The sequence below is a fragment of the Falsihalocynthiibacter sp. CO-5D18 genome (genome assembly GCF_041205445.1).
GTDB classification, from domain to species: domain Bacteria; phylum Pseudomonadota; class Alphaproteobacteria; order Rhodobacterales; family Rhodobacteraceae; genus Falsihalocynthiibacter; species Falsihalocynthiibacter arcticus.
This window is the reverse complement of record NZ_JBGFCF010000004.1, coordinates 133,485-151,222: the sequence shown is the minus strand read 5'-3', so window position 1 is coordinate 151,222 and position 17,738 is coordinate 133,485. Positions and strand designations below refer to the sequence as shown.

The following is a 17,738-nucleotide window of genomic DNA, read 5'->3' as shown; positions in this document are numbered from 1 at the left end:
GATATGCCCCGAAATCTAGACCTTACGTCGTTACGTTCCTTTGTCGCCGTTGCAGAGGCGGGCGGCGTGACGCGGGCCGCGGGTTTTCTCAACCTGACACAATCGGCGGTTTCGATGCAGCTCAAACGTTTGGAAGAATCCCTCGACATGTCGCTGTTGGATCGCTCCTCAAGGACAATTGCAATTACCGCTTCAGGCGAGCAATTGCTGTCCTACGCTCGCCGGATGCTCAAATTAAATGACGAAGTTTTCGCGCTGATGACTCACCAAGCCTATGAGGGCGAAATCGTGTTGGGGGTGCCGCATGACATTGTGTACCCCGCGATTCCAGAAGTTTTGAAGCGCTTTAACGCTGAATACCCGCGCATGCGCGTTCAGCTTTTGTCGTCGGTCACGGTGAGTTTGAAAGAGAAGTTTAGACGTGGCGAGGTGGATATTATTCTGACCACAGAAGAGGGGTGCGATACAGGCGGTGAAACCCTGATGAACCGCGATCTTGTTTGGGTGGGAGCCAAGGGAGGCACTGTGTGGCGTGATCGGCCTTTGAAGTTGGCGTTTGAGCCCCATTGTATGTTCCGCATGGCGGCGCAAAAGGCCTTGGACGCGGCGAATATCCCTTGGGAAATGGCAGTCGAGTCGGATTCAACCCGCACGATCGAGGCTTCGGTTTCGGCGGATCTAGCGGTGCATTCGGTGCTTGATGGCATGGAGGCGCCGCACTTGGAGCAGATACGTCACGGCGGGGCACTGCCCGATTTGGGGTCCAAAAAAGTGAACATGTTCATCTCGGAACTGGCCACCTCGCAAGTCGCGTTGGATTTGGCGGAATTCTTGCGCCAAGCCTATAATCGCGTGTCCGCAGGTTCGGATCACGGGAGCACGACAACCTTACCAGTCGATTTTCGGTCGCGCAGCAGCGCCAGCGCCTGATCCGCTTGAGTAAGCGGCAGTTTGTGGCTGATATGAGGGTGAAGTTTACCGTCCGAATACCAGGCTAAAAGCTGCTCAAGGCTGTCGGTTAGAACTTTTGGGGCGAACTTCAAATACCCCGACCAGTAAAAACCTATCACCGTAATGTTTTTAACCAGCAGAATATTCGCGGGAATCGGCGGGACGGTGCCGCTGGCAAACCCAATCACCAGAATTCGGCCGTCTGGATTGGTCGCCCGCAATGCTGTGTTGAACAACTCGCCTCCGACGGGGTCGTACACAACATCCGCGCCACCGAGATCCTTGATTTGCTGTCTCAAGTCAGGCGATTCGCTGTCGAGCACGTGATCGGCCCCTGCCTGACGAACGGCATCGTGTTTTTCGACACCCCGCACCACTGCGATCACTTTGGCCCCCATGAGTTTGCCCAATTCGACAGCAGTCAGGCCGACACCCCCGGCTGCACCGAGAACCAGTAAAGTTTCGCCCGCAACCAAACGCGCCTTGTGGCTGAGCGCCAAATGTGAGGTGCCATAGGCAACTTGGAACGCGGCCGCGACGTCAAATGGGATTGAGTCGGGAAGGCGAATACACCGCTCGGCTTCGACAACGGCTTGCTCTGCAAGCCCGCCATGTCCGGGGAAGCCTGCGACGCGATCGCCAACTTTGAGGGACTTAACTTGCGCCCCTGCGGCTGTTATCACACCAGAAATTTCCATGCCCGGACAGAAGGGCCGGTCATGTTTTTCTTGATATGTCCCCTCAATCATCAACAAATCCGCGAAGTTGACTCCGCATGCCGCGACGTCAACTAGGACGTCAAATGAGCGCAATTTGGGAGGATCAATCGACCGAATTGATGCCGATCCAAGCTCATCGACGACATATCCAAGCATTATCTATCTCCAGTGGGTTTTGAGAGAGTGTTAACAAATTAGCTCCCCTCTCCCAAGAGTAAAAAAACGTAGGGTATGTTAAATTGTTGAAATATATCTAATAATTTGATAGGAGCCGGGTGTATTCGCTGGGCGGCAAATATGCACCTTTAAGGCGAGGTGCGTTTTTTTGTTAACCTTCCGGTCGAATCCCACTAGAAGTTTTGGCAATAATCGGCTAAAAGTTTTCTCGGAATATTGTTGCTGAGTTATTGGTACACCCGTGCGTGAGGGTGCAAAATGTTTTTGCGTAAAACGAAAACTGAATTAAAAAGTACTCATGAGTTTGAGGAGCGAAATATGAAACATCCCGTTGATATCCATGTTGGGAAACGTATCCGCCACCGTCGATGGATGGTTGGCATGACGCAGCAACAGCTGGCCGAGCGCGTTGGAATAAAATTCCAGCAGATACAAAAATACGAAACGGGTATGAATCGTGTGTCAGCTTCTCGACTTTGGGATATTTCCGACGCGATGGGAATTGAAGTTAGTTTCTTCTTTGAAGGATTGGGGCGTTCCGAGGCTGTTGAGTCCACAGATGCCGCACGTGGCGACTTCATGGCAGACAAAGAAGCTCTGGAGTTGGTGCGGTCCTACTATGCAATTCCGGAAAATCAGCGCCGCCGCTTGTTTGAGTTGGCCCGCGTCTTAAGTGACGTCGCTTAAACGTCTCAAAATTTACCGTTACAGCGCGCCTTTTGGCGCGCTTTTTCGTTGAGGCTCCGATTTTGCTTGATCCACAACTGCTCTCCACGTTACGCGGCAAGGGCGTTGAAAAAATGAGGCTCCCATGACTCTGCCAGAAACCGAAATTCAGTCAATCAAGGACTGTGCCATGGCGATGGCCGATGCTGCACGCTCGGTTACTCTGGCGTATTTCCGCACCGATCAACTGGCGACCGAGAATAAGCTGAACGAGGGTTTTGATCCCGTGACACGCGCTGATCGAGAGGCCGAGCAGGCAATGCGGGGCATTTTGGCCGAGCGGCGTCCCGACGACGCAATCCTTGGCGAAGAGTTCGGCGCGCAGGCCGGAACCAGTGGCCTGACGTGGGTGCTTGATCCCATTGATGGTACGCGCGGATTTATGTCGGGTACGCCGACTTGGGGTGTTCTCATTGCTGTTTCCGACGCGAATGGCCCTTTTTATGGCGTTATTGATCAGCCGTTTATAGGCGAACGTTTTACTGGCGGATTTGGGAACGCGCATTATTCTGGACCGCACCGCACAGGTGCCCTTGGCGTGAGCAAAACGCAAGATCTTGCGGATGCCGTTGTGTTTACGACCTTTCCTGAAATTGGAACGGCGCAGGAAGGCGCAGCGTTTCACCTTGTTGCAGCTGAGGCCAAATTGGTGCGCTATGGAATGGATTGTTATGCCTATGCTCTTCTTGCGGCTGGGCAAATCGACCTCGTGATCGAGGCGGGTTTGCAATCTTACGACATTCAGGCCCCGATTGCCGTCATCCAAGCAGCGGGTGGTGTTGTCACAAATTGGCAGGGAAAGCCGGCGCATGAAGGCGGGCAGGTTCTCGCCGCAGCAACACCAGAACTCCACGCCACAGTGCTCAAACTTCTTGCGTCCACCTAACGACCCACCCGTGACTTGAATTGCTCAAAATCCTCGGTATACTTGTAGGGGTATCGGGTCCTTTGTCCATTTCTGCCGATACATTCACACAGCTTCGCATCTGCGAGGGGCCGAATTGGACGTATTCTGTGTGGAGGTTTTAAATGTATTTATTGATTGAAAACGCGTGTTTGGCCATGACGATGGACGATCATGGGCGCGAGATTTCTGATGCCGACATCCTTGTCAAAGGCGGGGTTATTCAGGCCGTGGGACAAAATCTGCGGGCGGGATTAGCACCGGAAGTCGCGCAAAATCTGTCGACTCATTCTGCAGAAGGCTGCCTTGTGACGCCCGGATTGGTGAACACGCACCACCACCTGTATCAAACCATGACCCGCGCGGTGCCCGAAGCCCAAGACGGGTTGCTCTTTGGTTGGCTCAAAACGCTCTATCCAATTTGGGCGCGGTTCGGCCCTGCAGAAATGCACTCCGGTGCTGTGATTGGCCTCGCGGAATTGGCGCTTTCTGGCTGTTCGCTAAGCTCGGATCACATGTATATTTACCCCAATGGCGCGCGTCTTGAGGATAGCATCGAGGCCGCGCAACGGGTGGGGCTTCGGTTTCAACCCACGCGCGGCGCGATGAGCATTGGAGAAAGCAACGGGGGCTTGCCGCCCGACAGCTTGGTTGAGCGTGAGGCAGATATTCTTGAGGATATGATCCGCGTGATCGACGCCCATCATGACATCCGCGAAGGGGCGATGTTGCGGGTCGGCGTTGCGCCCTGTTCGCCGTTTTCCGTGAGTCGGGAACTGATGCGCGACTCGGCAGTTTTGGCGCGCGACAAAGGCGTCATGATGCACACACATCTGGCGGAAAATCAGGAAGATATCGCTTATAGTCGCGAGAAATTCGGCTGTACCCCCGGCGAGTTTGCGCGAGATTTGGGATGGGTAGGCGAGGATGTTTGGCATGCCCATTGTGTGAAACTTGTGGCCGATGATTTGACATTGTTTGCAGCAACCAAAACTGGAATTGCGCATTGCCCTTGTTCAAATTGCCGCCTTGGATCGGGGATAGCACCCGTGCGCGAAATGCTGGACGCTGGGGTGCCTGTGGGGCTTGGGGTCGACGGGTCGGCGAGCAATGATATGGGGAACTTGATCGGCGAGGCGCGTCAGATGATGTTGCTACAACGGGTGAAAAACGGAGCGGATTCCATGTCGGTGCGCGAAGCTCTTTGTGTGGCCACGCGTGGCGGCGCAGAAGTTCTGGGGCGCAATGACTGTGGCCAGATTGCCGTGGGGAAACGTGCGGACCTTGCGATTTGGGATTTGGGTGGAATTGAAGCCGCAGGGAGTTGGGATCCCGCCGCCATTCTTTTGGCAGGGCCACAAAAAGTTCGGGATTTATATGTAGAAGGGCGTCATGTGGTGAAGGAGTATCAGCTCACGACGGTTGATTTACCCAAGGCGATTGAAACACAAAACCAACTCGCGCGGGCCTTGATGGCGTAGCGCCGCGCGTTATGTTAGTCTGACCTTGCCTCAAGGGAGTAGTTGCGATGAAGGTCCTTTTTTATTGCGTCGTTTTAGCGCTCTCGGCTTGTTCGCCCTCCATAACCCAAGCTCCGGTGCCGCCCACTGCAACGGGTACTAAAAGTCCGGCGATCGTGAATGCTGATAGCTTGCTTTATGAGGCACGCAAGGCCAAGGGGTTGCCCAACGTCACGAAAAATCCGCGCCTGAAAAAGGCAGCCCAAGCCCAGACGTTGGACATGATTGCAATGGCCACGCTCACCCACAAAGGGAGTAATGGTAGCAACAGTCGTGACCGAATGCGTGCGCAGGGCTACAAGGGCTGCTTCTTTGCTGAAAACATCGCCAAAACGTCAAGAGGACTGGAAGGCGCGTTTGATCTGTGGATGACGTCCACGGACCACCGTAACAACATCCAAAACCGCAAAGCCACGGAGTATGGGATTTACGGAGCGAGCGGGTATTGGACGTTGGTTTTGGCAAGTCCCTGTTAACACAGAAGTTTACCGCCAACCCATGTGGCGTCGATTGCGCGATCATCGCCCATCATGATGGTGGCAAAGAGGGCCTCCCATATGTCTTCGGAGTGTTGTGTCCGTTGGGCGATAGCGGGGGTTGAAGCGAGGTTGATCGCGATGATATCTGCCTCCATTCCCACCGCGACATTGCCGATTTTATCGTCTAAATGCAGCGCGCGCGCGGCGCCTTGGGTCGCAAGCCAATAAAGTTGGACGGCGTGCAGGGGCGTTCCCCGAAGTTGTCCGACTTCATAAGCGGCGGCCATGGTGCGCAGCATGGAAAAATTTGAGCCGCCGCCCGTGTCCGTTGCAAGGCCGATGCGGTGTCCGTCAGCCATCAATCCCGCCATATCAAACAGGCCCGACCCAATAAACGTGTTGGATGTTGGGCAATGGATCAGGCTTGCATCAACCTCTTTGAGGCGGTCTTTCTCGCGGTCGGTTAGGTAGATTGCATGGCCGTAAAGGCCGCCTTTTCCTAATAATCCGCAACTCTCATATGTATCGAGGTAATCGCGCGCGTCAGGGAATAAGCTCTTTACCCATTCAATTTCGTCAACTTGTTCCGAGAGGTGGGTTTGCATCAAAACGTCTGGGTACTCAGCCCATAATGCACCCAAGGCTTGGAGTTGTTCCGGCGTTGAGGTCGGCGAAAATCGTGGCGTGATAGCATAGCCTGCGCGTCCCACACCGTGCCACTTCTCAAGTAAGGCTTTGCTGTCATCATAGGCCGATTGCACCGTGTCGCGCAGCCCGTCAGGCGCGTTGCGATCCATGCAGGTTTTTCCCGCCACAATGCGCATATCCCGCTCGGCGGCGGCCGTGAATATGGCATCGACGCTTTCGGGATGGATGGTGCAATAACTCGCGACCGTGGTGGTGCCATTGGCCAAAACGAGGTCGAGATAGCGGTTGGAAATTTCCTGTGCATACCCCGCATCAAAAAAACGTATTTCTTCGGGAAAGGTGTAGGTGTTCAGCCAATCAATAAGGCGTTTGCCCCAACTTGCGATGATGGCCGTTTGTGGGTAGTGGACGTGGGCGTCAACGAATCCCGCCGTCAATAGCCGCTCGCCATAATCGGTGACGCGGGCCGTAGGATGGGTTTTGAGCAAATCAGCGGCGTCGCCAACCGCAGCGATTTTTCCGTTTTCAATGACGATTGCGCCCTTAAAGATATGCCGCGAGGCTTCCTCAAAGGGGTGTTCAAAAGGGTTGCTTTTGAACGAAAGTACTTGTCCTAAGAGTAGGTCCACGATGTTGCTCCAATGCGTGTGTTGGCCCCAGAATAGGCGCGCTAAATTCTGAGGTAAATCACCTTTCCCTCTTCTGCTTTTGAATTGCCATGCCTATGGTGCCCATGACTTGTGAAGGAAGCGATATGAGTGACGATTTTATCAGACCAGAGATGTCGGACGACGATTCTTATGAACTCGACTCGTCGCTTATTGAGCGTGTTTTAGCGGTAGTTCGCTTGGATGATACTCTTGGGTTAACGGCCCTTTTGAAGCCGTTGCATGCCGCCGACGTGGCCGACCTTTTGGAGCAGATCGGGGCGAGTTCACGGCGTAAATTGCTAGCTCTTTGGGGGGCGGGAATGGACGGCGACGTTCTTTCCGAACTCGACGAGGGTTTGCGCGAAGAAGTCATCCATGCACTCGAACCCGCAACCTTGGCCTATGCCATTCGCGACCTTGAGAGTGACGATGTTGTTGACCTCCTCGAAGACCTAGAAGCACCGCAACGTGACGCCATTTTGCAGGCTTTGGGTGACCGTGATCGTGTAGCCGTTCAACACTCCCTGAACTATCCAAGCGAAAGCGCGGGCCGCTTGATGCAGCGCGAAGTCGTGGCGGGCCCAGAGCATTGGACCGTCGGCGAAGCTATTGATTATATTCGCCAAGATCCTGAATTGCCCGAGCAGTTCTATCATATGATCCTTGTGGATCCGATGATGCGACCCGTGGGATATGTGACTTTGGGCAAATTGTTGGGCTCGGCCCGAAATGTGAAATTGAAGGCTTTGTGTGAGGAAAGTTTTCGCACAATTCCTGCCACTCAACCCGAAGCCGACGTCGCCTATGCTTTCAACCAGTATCACCTGATTTCCGCGCCTGTTGTCGATGACTCGGGGCGTTTGGTGGGGGTGATTACCATCGATGACGCAATGATAGTTCTGGATGAGGAGCACGAAGAAGACATCATGCGCCTTGCGGGGGCAGGGGACGGGAGCATTTCCGACCGTCTTTGGGAAACCGCCAAACAACGTTTTCCTTGGCTGGCCGTCAACCTCTGTACGGCTATCTTGGCGTCTCGTGTGATTGTTCAGTTTGAGTCCACCATTTCGCAGCTGGTCGTTTTGGCCGCCTTAATGCCCATCATTGCCTCAATGGGCGGCAACGCAGGGACGCAATCCCTGACCGTGACGGTACGTGCGCTGGCGACAAAAGACCTTACATCGCGCAATATGTGGCGGGTTATACGACGCGAAGCCCTCGTCGGGTTGGTTAACGGTTTGTTATTCGCGGCCGCGCTCGGGGCGTTTGGCTTCTTTTGGTATGGCAGTGCGGCACTGGGAGCGGTGCTTGCCGTGGCGATTGTGATTAACCTGTTTGTGGCGGGTTTTGTGGGTGTTGGGGCGCCCGTTATCCTTGATAAAATGGGTGTTGACCCTGCTCTTGCTTCGGGAACTTTCGTGATGACGGTGACGGATATGGTTGGCTTTTTTGCCTTCCTAGGTTTGGCAACTTTGGTCTTGGTATAGTGGATTTGGCTGCTCGAAAGTCCCAAGCTCGGAAGGACGCCTTCGCGCGCCGAAAACTAGCGTTTGATGCTGTGAACTCTACGCCAGCAACGCGTTTGACTGAGGTGCTTGCGCCATATCGCAAGAAAACACTCGCTGCATATGTGCCTATGCGTACAGAGATAAGCCCGCTTGCAGCGATGGAGGCGCATTCCGGGCAAGTCTGTGTTCCGGTGATCCAAAGCGCAGGAACCGCCCTGAAGTTCGCGCTTTGGACGGCGGATATGGCGATGGTTGAAGGGGCGTTTGGTGCGCGTATTCCGCAGAATATTACCTATGTTACCCCTGATGTTTTGATTGTCCCTTTGGTGGCTTTTGACGATGCGGGTAACCGGTTGGGATATGGCGGTGGCTTTTATGACCGCACATTGCAAGACTTGCGCAGATCGCGCCACGTGGTGGCCATTGGTTTGGCCTTTGAAGCACAGCGTGCCGATGAATTGCCACTTGAAGCCACCGATCAACCCCTTGATTTCATCGTTACTGAGGCCAAAACTCGGACCTTTTCCCGCTAAGGCTTGCTTGGGGTGAAATCCCCATTGCACGGGCTTTCTCAAGGGATTAACCAGACACTATGAGAATACTTTTCCTAGGCGACGTCGTTGGCCGCGCTGGCCGCAATGCAATTACTGAACGTCTGAAGGCTCTGCGCGAAGCGTGGCGTCTGGATTTCGTCGTCGTAAACGGGGAAAATGCAACCTCCGGCGCGGGGCTTTCGCCGGATCACGCGAAGGGTATTTTGGACGCAGGGGCCGACTGCATCACCCTTGGTGACCACTCCTTTGATCAGCGTGACATGCTGACCTACATCGAAAAAGAGCCCCGCATCATCCGGCCTTTGAATTTCTCAAAAGCCGCGCCAGGCAGTGGCGCGCGCCTCTTTGATGGCGGGCGTGGACGTAAAATTCTTGTGACCCAAGTGTTGGGGCAAGTTTTCATGAAACGCGCCTTTGATGATCCGTTTTCCGCAGTCGAAACCGTGTTGAAAAAATATCCTTTGGGCGGACAAGCTCAGGCGATTTTGGTCGATATGCATTGCGAAGCGACCTCAGAAAAAATGGGCATGGGCCACTGGTGCGATGGTCGCGCGAGTATGGTTGTCGGCACGCATACACATATCCCAACGGGGGACGCCCAAATCCTTGATGGCGGCACGGCCTTTCAGGCGGACGCGGGCATGTGCGGTGATTATAATTCCGTTATCGGGATGGACAAAGGCGAGCCGATGCGCCGCTTTGTAACGGGAATGGGCAAGGGGCGCTTCACCCCTGCAGCGGGCGAAGCCACGCTCTCTGGACTATTTGTCGAGACCGATGATCAGACGGGAAAAGCGAAAACGGTGTCCATGATCCGTGAGGGTGGGCGGCTTCAGCCTTCCTCGCCACCGTCCTAACACATGAAATCAGATCGTCTTTTCTTGGTCGCCGCATTGCTCGTTATGGGGGCAGGTTGGGGCGCAACGATTCCGATCTCAAAATACTATGTGACGCAAGGCTTGCAGCCGTTTGGCGTTTTGTTTTGGCAATTGCTGATCGGAGCTTTACTGCTGGGCAGTTATACGCTCGTCCAAGGTAAAAAGCTGCCCCTCACCCGCCGTCATCTGGCGCTTTATACCTTCGTTGGCTTGGCTGGAACGCTCATTCCAGGCTTTTTTTCCATGTTGTCGATGAAGTATCTTCCTGCCGGCATCATGGCGCTCATCATGTCATCTGTGCCGATGCTGGTTTTCCCAATTGCACTCCTAATGGGTCAAGACACCTTTAGCTGGAAGCGCTTTTTTGGCCTTGCACTTGGTCTTGTGGCGGTGGGGTTCATCGTGGCCCCAGAAGCCTCCCTGCCTGAGCGCGCGATGGTGGCCTTTATCCCCTTGGCGCTTATCGGGCCATTTTGCTACGCAATCGAGGCGAATGTTGTGGCCAAAGTTGGCACATTGGGCGTGGGCCCTATTCGGGTTCTTTTGGGGGCTTTCACCATTGGCACGATCTTAGCATTGCCGTTGGCCTTGCTCACAGGGCAGTGGATATCGCCCTTTGAGCCAATGGGCTGGCCGCATTTTGCCGTTGTTTTTAGCGCGGTTATCCATGCGGTCGTTTACGGGGGGTATGTTTGGCTTGTCGGCAGGGCAGGGTCCGTTTTCGCCGCGCAAGTGGCCTACCTCGTGACCGGATTTGGGTTGCTGTGGTCAATTCTCTTCCTCAACGAAACCTATTCCGTTTACATTTGGCTCGCCCTGTCTCTGATGTTTGTAGGGGTTTTCCTCGTACAACCGCGCGCCAAACCGGCGCTTGAACATGCCGCACCTTTGGTAAAAGATGGTGCGACTAGAATAAGGTCTGCAAACCTATGATGTTGTTTGAGTTTTCGCAATTTGGCCAAGCCATTGTGACTTTGGCCGTGGTTGCTATCATGTTTATTCTGTTCTTGCGGGAATACTACCCAACCGAGGTGGTGGCCATCGCGGGGGTCGCCGTTTTGTTGGCTCTTGGCGTTTTGCCATACGACAAAGCCTTGGAAGTGTTGTCAAATCCGGCCCCATGGACGATTGCGGCGATGTTCGTCGTGATGGGCGCTTTGGTACGCACGGGCGCGCTCGAATGGTTTACCCAAAGGGCCGAGCGCAACGTTCAAACGCACCCCGCAATGGCCATTGGCGCGATGATGGCATTTGTCGTCGTGGCATCGGCCTTCGTGTCGAACACGCCCGTTGTCGTGGTGATGATTCCAGTCTTTGTACAATTGGCCAAGAAACTAGGGGTTTCGGCGTCCAAGCTACTTATCCCTTTGTCCTATGGCGCGATTTTGGGCGGAACGTTAACTTTGATCGGGACGTCAACCAACCTTTTGGTGGACGGGGTTGCGCGCGCCAACGGGATGCAAGCGTTTTCGATTTTTGAAGTCACGCCACTGGGCATCGTTTTGGTGGCATGGGGCATGATTTACCTACGGTTTATTGCGCCAAGACTGCTTCCAGATCGTGATAGCATGGCATCTCTCCTGTCTGATAAGTCCAAGAAAAAGTTTTTCAGTGAGGCGGCGATCCCACCCGACAGCGACCTGATTGGCCGTGAAGTATCGGGCGTTCAACTCTTTAAGCGCGACGGTGTGCGGCTGATCGACGTTCTGCGCGGCGATATTTCGCTGCGGGGGAATATGGCCGAAGTCGTGCTTCAGACGGGTGACCGGGTCGTTTTGCGCACGGAAATGCAGGAGCTTTTGTCTTTGCAGCGCAACAAATCCCTCAAGCGGGTGGACCAGCTTTCCTCGGTCGAAACCAGCACGGTTGAGGTGCTGATTACACCGGATTGTAAGATGGTGGGCCGCTCGCTAGGCGCGATGCGTTTGCGGCGGCGGTATGGTGTTTATACGCTGGCCGTTCACCGCCGGAACCAAAATATCGGACGTCAGTTGGAAAACCTCGTGGTGCGTGTGGGGGATACGTTGCTCCTCGAAGGTGCGCCCTCGGATGTGGCCCGTTTGGTCTCGGATATGGCGCTCGCAGATGTGTCACATCCGTCGGAGCGTGCGTTTCGTCGTGGGCATGCACCTGTTGCCATGGCGGCACTTGTGGGGATTGTGGCCCTTGCGGCTTTTGGTGTTGCGCCAATTTTTCTGCTGTCAATTCTTGCGGTGGCTACGGTGCTTTTGACACGCTGTATCGACGCGGATGAAGCCTTCGGATTTGTCGATGGCCGCCTTCTTGCTTTGATCTTTTCGATGCTCGCGATTGGGGCCGCGCTTGAGGCCTCTGGGGCTGTGGAATTGATCGTTAATGGCGTGGCTCCGGGGCTCGCAAAACTACCCCCTTTCATGATCGTTTGGGCAATTTATCTTCTGACGTCAGTGCTCACCGAACTCGTGTCCAACAATGCTGTGGCCGTGGTGGTCACGCCCATTGCCATCGGTCTTGCCTCAGCGTTGGGTGTAGATCCGCGCCCCTTGGTCGTTGCTGTGATGGTCGCCGCCTCGGCGAGTTTTGCGACGCCAATCGGCTATCAAACCAACATGCTGGTTTACGGGCCAGGCGGGTATAAGTTCTCAGATTTTCTGCGGGTCGGGATTCCTCTCAACCTATCCATCGGTATTTTGGCCTCTGCAATCATTCCGCTTCTTTGGCCGTTGTAAGGGAATTCCCCGCGCGCACTTGAAATGCACCCGAGCGCTGTTCTATAAGCGCATCCAACAGAGATTGAACCTAAGAGGCACCAATGGCAGGCCATTCAAAATGGGCGAATATTCAGCACCGTAAAGGACGCCAAGACGCGATCCGATCAAAGCTGTTTTCAAAACTTTCCAAAGAGATCACCGTTGCCGCAAAAATGGGCGACCCAGATCCTGAAAAAAACCCACGTTTGCGGATGGCCGTAAAAGAGGCCAAATCCCAATCCGTTCCAAAGGATGTGATTGATCGCGCGATTAAGAAATCCACTGCTGGTGATGGCGATGAGTACGAAGAAATTCGCTATGAAGGCTATGGCGTAAACGGGGTTGCGGTGATTGTCGAAGCGATGACCGATAATCGCAACCGAACAGCCTCCAATGTGCGCTCCACGTTTACCAAAAGCGGTGGCAATCTTGGCGAAACAGGCTCGGTTAGCTTCATGTTTGATCGCACAGGCGAGATTGTTTACGACGTCAGCGCCGGTGATGCAGACACGGTTTTGATGGCCGCGATTGAGGCTGGTGCCGATGATGTTGAAAGCTCCGAAGAGGAGCACGTCATTTACTGTGTGGACACGGATTTGAACGCAGTTTCAACCGCGCTTGAGGCGGAACTTGGCGAAAACGTGACAGCCAAACTTATCTGGAAGCCAACGATGACAACCGAGCTTGATCTTGAAGGTATGGAAAAGTTGATGAAGCTTGTCGATGCCCTCGAAGATGATGACGATGTTCAACGTGTGACAACGAATTTCGAAGCGAGCGACGAGGTTATGAGCCAGCTTTAAACCCATCAGTTCAATCTGTTTTTAAGGCCGCTGGGGAAACCCATGCGGCCTTTTTCTATGGTGGAAGGAGGGCTTTGGTCGCTGCCAATTTTACCGCTTTTGTAAGGGGGGCGAGCGCCGGAGCAACCCGCCGATTGACCTGCCAAAACAACTGAATATCCAGCGGAGTCGCGGGATCAAGGGCGACCAGACGTCCCTGCGTGAGGTGCCCCTAATCAACACTTCAGGGATCATGCCGCACCCCATGCCCAGCAAGGCGGCATCCACAAAACCCCGTGCCGAGGGGATTTTGTGGTTCTGAGTCGTGATATTGTGACCGAGTTGGCGGTGAACCCATTCCCTTTGCAGCTTATCTTTGTGACTATCCTAAAGCGCAGGAGCTGTGCGGATCGCTTCATCGGTTATGCCCTGTGGACACCATCGCTTGATAAACTCGGGGCTCGCGGAAGCAATGTAACGTAGGCTTTCCAAAGATGCTGAATCGCTGCCCTGAATGGCCGTTGAATGAGAGGTGATCGCCGCCTGCACCTCGCCCCGCCGAAGCCACTCGGCGGAATGCTCTTGGTCGTCGACGATCAACTCATACATGACGCCCTCGCTGGCGACCAATGCGGGCATAAGGCACGACGCGAGGCTGTTGGCATTGGTCGCGATCTTGATGTAGGGCGGCGTTGGGCTCGCGTTTGGGAGGCCTAGATCTTTGCACAAAGTCGCTTCAAGGAGGGCGATACCTTCGGAATGTCAGTGCCAGCGCGCGCCAACCTGTGTCCCCGTGCAGGGTGTTGCACGCAGAACAAATACCGCCCCAAGAAGTTCCTCCAGACCTTTGATCCGCTTTGAAATCGCCGACGGTGTCACCGAAAATTCATGCACCGCAGCTTCAAAACTTCCATGGCGCAAAACGGCAGCAAAGGCTGCGAGTGATTTGGAAACCAACATTATAATTCCTAACTCAAAATAATTTTCTTTAACTAGACACAACCGCTATCGATGGGTATCAAATAGAGAAAATTTGATTGGTTTCCGATGATTGCGTCCACGCCTCCCTTTGCTTTCTCAGTAATTCTCGCGGGTTTTGTCACCAGCTTGAGTCTCATTCTGGCAATCGGGGCACAGAACGCGTTCATTTTGCGCCAAGGTATCCGTCGCTCCCATGTTTTGCCGCTCGTCATTGCCTGTGCAGGGTCGGATGCGATATTGATCACCATCGGAGTCTTTGGCTTTGAGCAAATTGAGAAAATCTTACCCCAAGTACTACCAATCGCGAAATACGGCGGTGCCACCTTTTTGCTTGCCTATGGGGGGATGGCATTTCGCGCCGCGTGGCACGGGGGGCAGGCTTTGGATCCAAGCGCCACAGCGAAGCAATCCCTTTGGAGCGCATTGCTCACTTGTTTAATGATCACATGGCTCAACCCGCATGTTTACCTCGATACGGTCGTCTTGCTGGGAAGTCTTTCCGCGCAATATGAGGGCGGGCGCTATGGTTTTGCCCTTGGGGCCACGCTCGCATCCTTCAGTTTCTTTTTTGCCCTTGGCTACGGCGCTCAGTATCTCGCGCCGATCTTTGCGCAACCCAAAGCTTGGCGTATTCTGGACGTTCTTGTTGGACTCATGATGTGGTCGATCGCGCTAAGCTTGCTTATCGGCGTGTAAGGGTACAATTCGGCGCTTGTACCAACCAAATTATTGGGATCATGTCGACACATGATATCCGCTCCAAATAATACGCTGACCGCAATCCTATGGATGCTGGTGACGGGCCTCTGCTTTATCGCCGTAACGGCCATCGTAAAGGTCGTGGGGAGTGATGTCCCCGCAGCGGAAGCGGCGTTCCTTAGGTATTTGTTGGGGCTGGTTTTCCTCGTTCCGATGTTACCTGCAGTAAAGACCGCATGGAAGCAGGGGGCGTTGGATCGGTCCGCTTTGTGGCTTTTTTCACTGCGCGGCGTTGTGCATACTTTTGGCGTCATTGCGTGGTTCTATGCCATGACGCAGATCCCAATCGCCGAAGTCACGGCCATGAATTACATGACGCCGATTTATGTAACCCTTGGTGCCGCGATTTTCCTGGGCGAAAAGCTCGCGTTCCGTCGGGTCGCGGCGATTATTGTTGCCCTGATCGGGGGCTTGATCATCCTGCGCCCCGGTTTTCGCGAAGTTTCGCCCGGACATATCGCCATGGTTGGGACCGCGCTTGCCTTTGCCGCAAGCTACCTTGTGGTGGGGCGATTGGCGGGGCGCATTAGCCCGACTGTGATCGTGGCGATGCTCTCGATGACAGTTACAATTGGCCTGTTTCCCTTTGCGATGGCGGTTTGGGTAACACCGACTTTAGCGCAGTTGGCTTTGCTTTTCTTGGTCGCAGGTTTCGCGACTGCTGGGCATTTTACAATGACAATGGCCTTCCGTCTGGCCCCCATGGCCGTCACCCAACCTGTTACTTTCCTGCAGCTTTTGTGGTCTGCCCTCCTTGGGGTCGTCCTCTTTAGCGAGCCTGTGGATTTCTGGGTTGTAGTGGGCGGTATATTGATCATGGCGTCTGTCAGTTTCATCACTTGGCGCGAATTCGTCTTAAAACGAGTGGCAGTGAAGACACCGCCGCTCCCCTAAGTCAGCCGCGTGGATCAATGAGTTTTTCCAAAACATTTGCCTGTGTTATTTGCCCGACAATATCGCCTTTTCGAGTCACTGCGAGGGGTTCATCTTGCGTCGAGAGCTGTGTCATTACTTCGAAAAGCGGCGTGTTTTCCGGAACTTCACCCTGTGTGCTGCCCTCGGTCTCCTGAACCATGTCGCCCGCGACAAGGACGTGCAGCGGGTTCATGTGAGCGACGAAATCGGCGACATATTCGTTGGCCGGATTTGAGTAAATTTCCTTGGGTGTACCACATTGAACAATGCGTCCGCCCTCCATAATCGCAATGCGGTCGCCAAGTTTGAAGGCTTCATCCAGGTCGTGACTCACGAAAATAATGGTGCGATTTAGCGATTTTTGGAGGTCGATCAATTCGTCCTGAAGTCGTGCACGAATGAGGGGATCAAGGGCCGAAAACGGTTCGTCCATTAAAAGAATCGGCGCTTCGGTTGTGAAGGCGCGTGCCAGTCCAACCCGTTGTTGCATCCCGCCTGAAAGGTCACCGACTTTGCGAGTTGCCCAGTCGGAAAGCCCAACCAACTCGATGTAATGCGCGATTTGTTTGGTGTAGGTTTCCTTGTCGACCCCTGCGAGTTCAAGCCCAAGCCCGACGTTTTCTCGGACACTGCGCCACGGCAAAAGACCGAATTGTTGGAACACCATCGCCACGCGGTTGAGACGGATTTGGCGCAACGTGTCTTTGTCCGCATGGGTGACATCGACCATACGATCCCCGTCATTCACTGAGACAGACCCGCGTATGACAGGATTGAGGCCGTTGACCGCGCGCAGCAACGTCGATTTCCCAGAGCCAGAAAGCCCCATGAGTACAAGGATTTCACCCTCTTGAACCGAAAGGCTACAGTTATGCACGCCAAGGACTTGTCCCGTCTCTTTTTGAATGTCACTGCGTTCGCCATTCGCATCCATAAGGGGGAGGGCTATTTCGGGATTGTCGCCGAAAACAATAGATACATTGTCAAACGTAACGGCGGTTTTGCGCGGTTGATCACTCATTTGCGTTCGATCCTTAATGCACGGTCGAGCATAATTGCGACGACAACAATGATGGAGCCACTCTCAAACCCAAGCGCCGGGTTCACGGTGTTGAGGGCGCGTAGAACTGGCACGCCAAGGCCGTCCGCGCCTACGAGTGCTGCGATCACCACCATGGAAAGCGAGAGCATGATCGTTTGGTTTAGTCCGGCACGAATTTGTGGAATGGCGTAGGGGAATTCCACTTTCCAAAGCTTTTGTCGCGGTGTTGCACCGAAAGCCTCGGCTGCTTCGAGAAGGTCGGACGGCGTGGAACTGATCCCCAGATGCGTGAGGCGGATCGGCGCAGGGAGGACAAAAATGACGGTCGCAATCAGGCCGGGGACAAGGCCAATGCCAAAGAAAACAATTGCGGGAATGAGGTAGACAAATGTCGGGAGTGTTTGCATGAGGTCAAGGATGGGATGCAGGAATTTGTATAATTTCGGACGGTGCGCCGTGGCTATACCGATGGGAATCCCCATGCCCATACAGGCTACACAAGCGGAGAGAACCAAGGTCAAGCTCTCGGTCGTTTCCTCCCAATAGCCTTGATTGATGATGAACAAAAATCCGAGGACAATCCCGAGACTGACCTGCCACTTGCGCTGCAGGATATAGGCACCAATTGCAAAGAGTGCAATAATTACGAAAGGGTGTGGCGTTTGAAGACACCAGAGGATCGAGTCGATCATGGTTTCCATCACAATCGCCAGCGCGTCGAAAAAGACTTCGCCCTCGCGCTGCAACCAATCAAATATTTTCTCCGCGGTATCGCCGAGGGGGATTTTCTTTTCGGTCAGCCAGCTCATGAAGCCC

At 54.1% G+C, this 17,738-nt stretch carries 19 protein-coding genes; 13 read left to right on the top strand and 6 right to left on the bottom strand.

Translation table 11 applies throughout. From position 1 onward, the window contains the following. Positions 1 to 3: 3 nt before the first annotated feature. Positions 4 to 930, top strand: a complete 927-nt coding sequence (locus AB9F27_RS07185) for a LysR family transcriptional regulator (RefSeq protein WP_082802149.1) — start codon at positions 4 to 6, stop codon at positions 928 to 930. Here AB9F27_RS07185 and AB9F27_RS07180 read toward each other — a convergent pair. Further along, the gene (locus AB9F27_RS07180) at positions 870 to 1,826 is read right to left on the bottom strand and encodes an NADPH:quinone oxidoreductase family protein (protein ID WP_335586397.1); all 957 of its coding nucleotides are present in this window, start codon (positions 1,824 to 1,826) and stop codon (positions 870 to 872) included. The genes AB9F27_RS07185 and AB9F27_RS07180 overlap by 61 nt on opposite strands. A 339-nt stretch (positions 1,827 to 2,165) precedes the next feature. Between AB9F27_RS07180 and AB9F27_RS07175 the strand changes: the two genes are divergently transcribed. The 4 genes from AB9F27_RS07175 to AB9F27_RS07160 all read left to right on the top strand — a co-directional run bounded on the left by AB9F27_RS07175 (position 2,166) and on the right by AB9F27_RS07160 (position 5,473). Continuing rightward, entirely contained in the window at positions 2,166 to 2,534 is a 369-nt protein-coding gene (locus AB9F27_RS07175; protein ID WP_039000192.1) for a helix-turn-helix domain-containing protein, read from the top strand. 124 nt (positions 2,535 to 2,658) lie between these two features. Further along, positions 2,659 to 3,459, top strand: a complete 801-nt coding sequence (gene hisN, locus AB9F27_RS07170) for a histidinol-phosphatase (RefSeq protein WP_335586398.1) — start codon at positions 2,659 to 2,661, stop codon at positions 3,457 to 3,459. Positions 3,460 to 3,602: 143 nt separating this feature from the next. Then, a complete protein-coding gene (locus tag AB9F27_RS07165) occupies positions 3,603 to 4,958 on the top strand; it encodes an 8-oxoguanine deaminase (protein WP_335586399.1) in 1,356 nt (451 codons plus the stop codon). 47 nt (positions 4,959 to 5,005) lie between these two features. Further along, the gene (locus tag AB9F27_RS07160; protein ID WP_335586400.1) at positions 5,006 to 5,473 is read left to right on the top strand and encodes a CAP domain-containing protein; all 468 of its coding nucleotides are present in this window, start codon (positions 5,006 to 5,008) and stop codon (positions 5,471 to 5,473) included. On the opposite strand, the gene guaD is transcribed toward AB9F27_RS07160, so the two are convergent. After that, positions 5,470 to 6,756: a guanine deaminase gene (guaD, locus tag AB9F27_RS07155; RefSeq protein WP_335586406.1), complete on the bottom strand. Its 1,287-nt coding sequence runs from the start codon at positions 6,754 to 6,756 to the stop codon at positions 5,470 to 5,472. The genes AB9F27_RS07160 and guaD overlap by 4 nt on opposite strands. A 122-nt stretch (positions 6,757 to 6,878) precedes the next feature. Between guaD and mgtE the strand changes: the two genes are divergently transcribed. The 6 genes from mgtE to AB9F27_RS07125 all read left to right on the top strand — a co-directional run bounded on the left by mgtE (position 6,879) and on the right by AB9F27_RS07125 (position 13,246). Continuing rightward, positions 6,879 to 8,261: a magnesium transporter gene (gene mgtE, locus AB9F27_RS07150; RefSeq protein ID WP_335586401.1), complete on the top strand. Its 1,383-nt coding sequence runs from the start codon at positions 6,879 to 6,881 to the stop codon at positions 8,259 to 8,261. Continuing rightward, a complete protein-coding gene (locus tag AB9F27_RS07145) occupies positions 8,261 to 8,815 on the top strand; it encodes a 5-formyltetrahydrofolate cyclo-ligase (protein ID WP_369757628.1) in 555 nt (184 codons plus the stop codon). The genes mgtE and AB9F27_RS07145 overlap by 1 nt, the downstream gene beginning before the upstream one ends. A 59-nt stretch (positions 8,816 to 8,874) precedes the next feature. After that, positions 8,875 to 9,693 carry a TIGR00282 family metallophosphoesterase gene (locus AB9F27_RS07140; protein ID WP_039000188.1) on the top strand — a complete coding sequence of 273 codons (819 nt, stop codon included), beginning with the start codon at positions 8,875 to 8,877 and terminating at the stop codon, positions 9,691 to 9,693. A 3-nt stretch (positions 9,694 to 9,696) separates the two neighbouring features. Then, positions 9,697 to 10,647 (top strand): DMT family transporter, encoded by a 951-nt coding sequence (locus AB9F27_RS07135; RefSeq protein ID WP_335586402.1) that lies wholly within the window; start codon positions 9,697 to 9,699, stop codon positions 10,645 to 10,647. Next, a complete protein-coding gene (locus tag AB9F27_RS07130; protein WP_335586403.1) occupies positions 10,644 to 12,422 on the top strand; it encodes an SLC13 family permease in 1,779 nt (592 codons plus the stop codon). The genes AB9F27_RS07135 and AB9F27_RS07130 overlap by 4 nt, the downstream gene beginning before the upstream one ends. An 83-nt stretch (positions 12,423 to 12,505) precedes the next feature. Next, the gene (locus AB9F27_RS07125; protein WP_335586404.1) at positions 12,506 to 13,246 is read left to right on the top strand and encodes a YebC/PmpR family DNA-binding transcriptional regulator; all 741 of its coding nucleotides are present in this window, start codon (positions 12,506 to 12,508) and stop codon (positions 13,244 to 13,246) included. A gap of 366 nt (positions 13,247 to 13,612) precedes the next feature. Here the strand turns inward: AB9F27_RS07125 and AB9F27_RS07120 are convergent, their stop codons facing one another. Beyond that, positions 13,613 to 13,954, bottom strand: coding sequence for a hypothetical protein (locus AB9F27_RS07120; protein WP_369757627.1), 342 nt, complete (start codon positions 13,952 to 13,954; stop codon positions 13,613 to 13,615). 33 nt (positions 13,955 to 13,987) lie between these two features. Then, complete coding sequence (locus AB9F27_RS07115) at positions 13,988 to 14,185, bottom strand: LysR family transcriptional regulator (RefSeq protein WP_335586794.1); 198 nt, start codon at positions 14,183 to 14,185, stop codon at positions 13,988 to 13,990. A gap of 87 nt (positions 14,186 to 14,272) precedes the next feature. On the opposite strand from AB9F27_RS07115, the gene AB9F27_RS07110 reads away from it, so the two are divergent. Both AB9F27_RS07110 and AB9F27_RS07105 read left to right on the top strand, forming a co-directional pair. Further along, positions 14,273 to 14,902 (top strand): LysE/ArgO family amino acid transporter, encoded by a 630-nt coding sequence (locus AB9F27_RS07110; RefSeq protein WP_335586795.1) that lies wholly within the window; start codon positions 14,273 to 14,275, stop codon positions 14,900 to 14,902. Positions 14,903 to 14,953: 51 nt separating this feature from the next. Next, complete coding sequence (locus AB9F27_RS07105; RefSeq protein ID WP_039000182.1) at positions 14,954 to 15,859, top strand: DMT family transporter; 906 nt, start codon at positions 14,954 to 14,956, stop codon at positions 15,857 to 15,859. Position 15,860: 1 nt separating this feature from the next. On the opposite strand, the gene choV is transcribed toward AB9F27_RS07105, so the two are convergent. Together choV and choW are read right to left on the bottom strand one after the other, a co-directional pair. Beyond that, entirely contained in the window at positions 15,861 to 16,901 is a 1,041-nt protein-coding gene (gene choV, locus AB9F27_RS07100; protein ID WP_335586796.1) for a choline ABC transporter ATP-binding protein, read from the bottom strand. Then, positions 16,898 to 17,731 (bottom strand): choline ABC transporter permease subunit, encoded by an 834-nt coding sequence (gene choW / locus AB9F27_RS07095; RefSeq protein WP_335586797.1) that lies wholly within the window; start codon positions 17,729 to 17,731, stop codon positions 16,898 to 16,900. Before choW ends, choV begins: the two co-directional genes overlap by 4 nt. Between the last annotated feature and the right edge of the window lie 7 nt (positions 17,732 to 17,738).

What these genes read in the sequence shown, in the direction of transcription:
- mgtE (WP_335586401.1), top strand. Translation starts at nt 6,879, where the DNA reads ATGAGTGACGATTTTATCAGACCAGAGATGTCGGACGACGATTCTTAT.
- hisN (WP_335586398.1), top strand. Translation starts at nt 2,659, where the DNA reads ATGACTCTGCCAGAAACCGAAATTCAGTCAATCAAGGACTGTGCCATG.
- AB9F27_RS07175 (WP_039000192.1), top strand. Translation starts at nt 2,166, where the DNA reads ATGAAACATCCCGTTGATATCCATGTTGGGAAACGTATCCGCCACCGT.
- AB9F27_RS07115 (WP_335586794.1), bottom strand. Translation starts at nt 14,185, where the DNA reads ATGTTGGTTTCCAAATCACTCGCAGCCTTTGCTGCCGTTTTGCGCCAT.
- choW (WP_335586797.1), bottom strand. Translation starts at nt 17,731, where the DNA reads ATGAGCTGGCTGACCGAAAAGAAAATCCCCCTCGGCGATACCGCGGAG.
- AB9F27_RS07135 (WP_335586402.1), top strand. Translation starts at nt 9,697, where the DNA reads ATGAAATCAGATCGTCTTTTCTTGGTCGCCGCATTGCTCGTTATGGGG.
- AB9F27_RS07130 (WP_335586403.1), top strand. Translation starts at nt 10,644, where the DNA reads ATGATGTTGTTTGAGTTTTCGCAATTTGGCCAAGCCATTGTGACTTTG.
- AB9F27_RS07125 (WP_335586404.1), top strand. Translation starts at nt 12,506, where the DNA reads ATGGCAGGCCATTCAAAATGGGCGAATATTCAGCACCGTAAAGGACGC.
- AB9F27_RS07105 (WP_039000182.1), top strand. Translation starts at nt 14,954, where the DNA reads ATGATATCCGCTCCAAATAATACGCTGACCGCAATCCTATGGATGCTG.
- AB9F27_RS07160 (WP_335586400.1), top strand. Translation starts at nt 5,006, where the DNA reads ATGAAGGTCCTTTTTTATTGCGTCGTTTTAGCGCTCTCGGCTTGTTCG.
- AB9F27_RS07140 (WP_039000188.1), top strand. Translation starts at nt 8,875, where the DNA reads ATGAGAATACTTTTCCTAGGCGACGTCGTTGGCCGCGCTGGCCGCAAT.
- AB9F27_RS07165 (WP_335586399.1), top strand. Translation starts at nt 3,603, where the DNA reads ATGTATTTATTGATTGAAAACGCGTGTTTGGCCATGACGATGGACGAT.
- AB9F27_RS07110 (WP_335586795.1), top strand. Translation starts at nt 14,273, where the DNA reads ATGATTGCGTCCACGCCTCCCTTTGCTTTCTCAGTAATTCTCGCGGGT.
- AB9F27_RS07180 (WP_335586397.1), bottom strand. Translation starts at nt 1,826, where the DNA reads ATGCTTGGATATGTCGTCGATGAGCTTGGATCGGCATCAATTCGGTCG.
- AB9F27_RS07185 (WP_082802149.1), top strand. Translation starts at nt 4, where the DNA reads ATGCCCCGAAATCTAGACCTTACGTCGTTACGTTCCTTTGTCGCCGTT.
- choV (WP_335586796.1), bottom strand. Translation starts at nt 16,901, where the DNA reads ATGAGTGATCAACCGCGCAAAACCGCCGTTACGTTTGACAATGTATCT.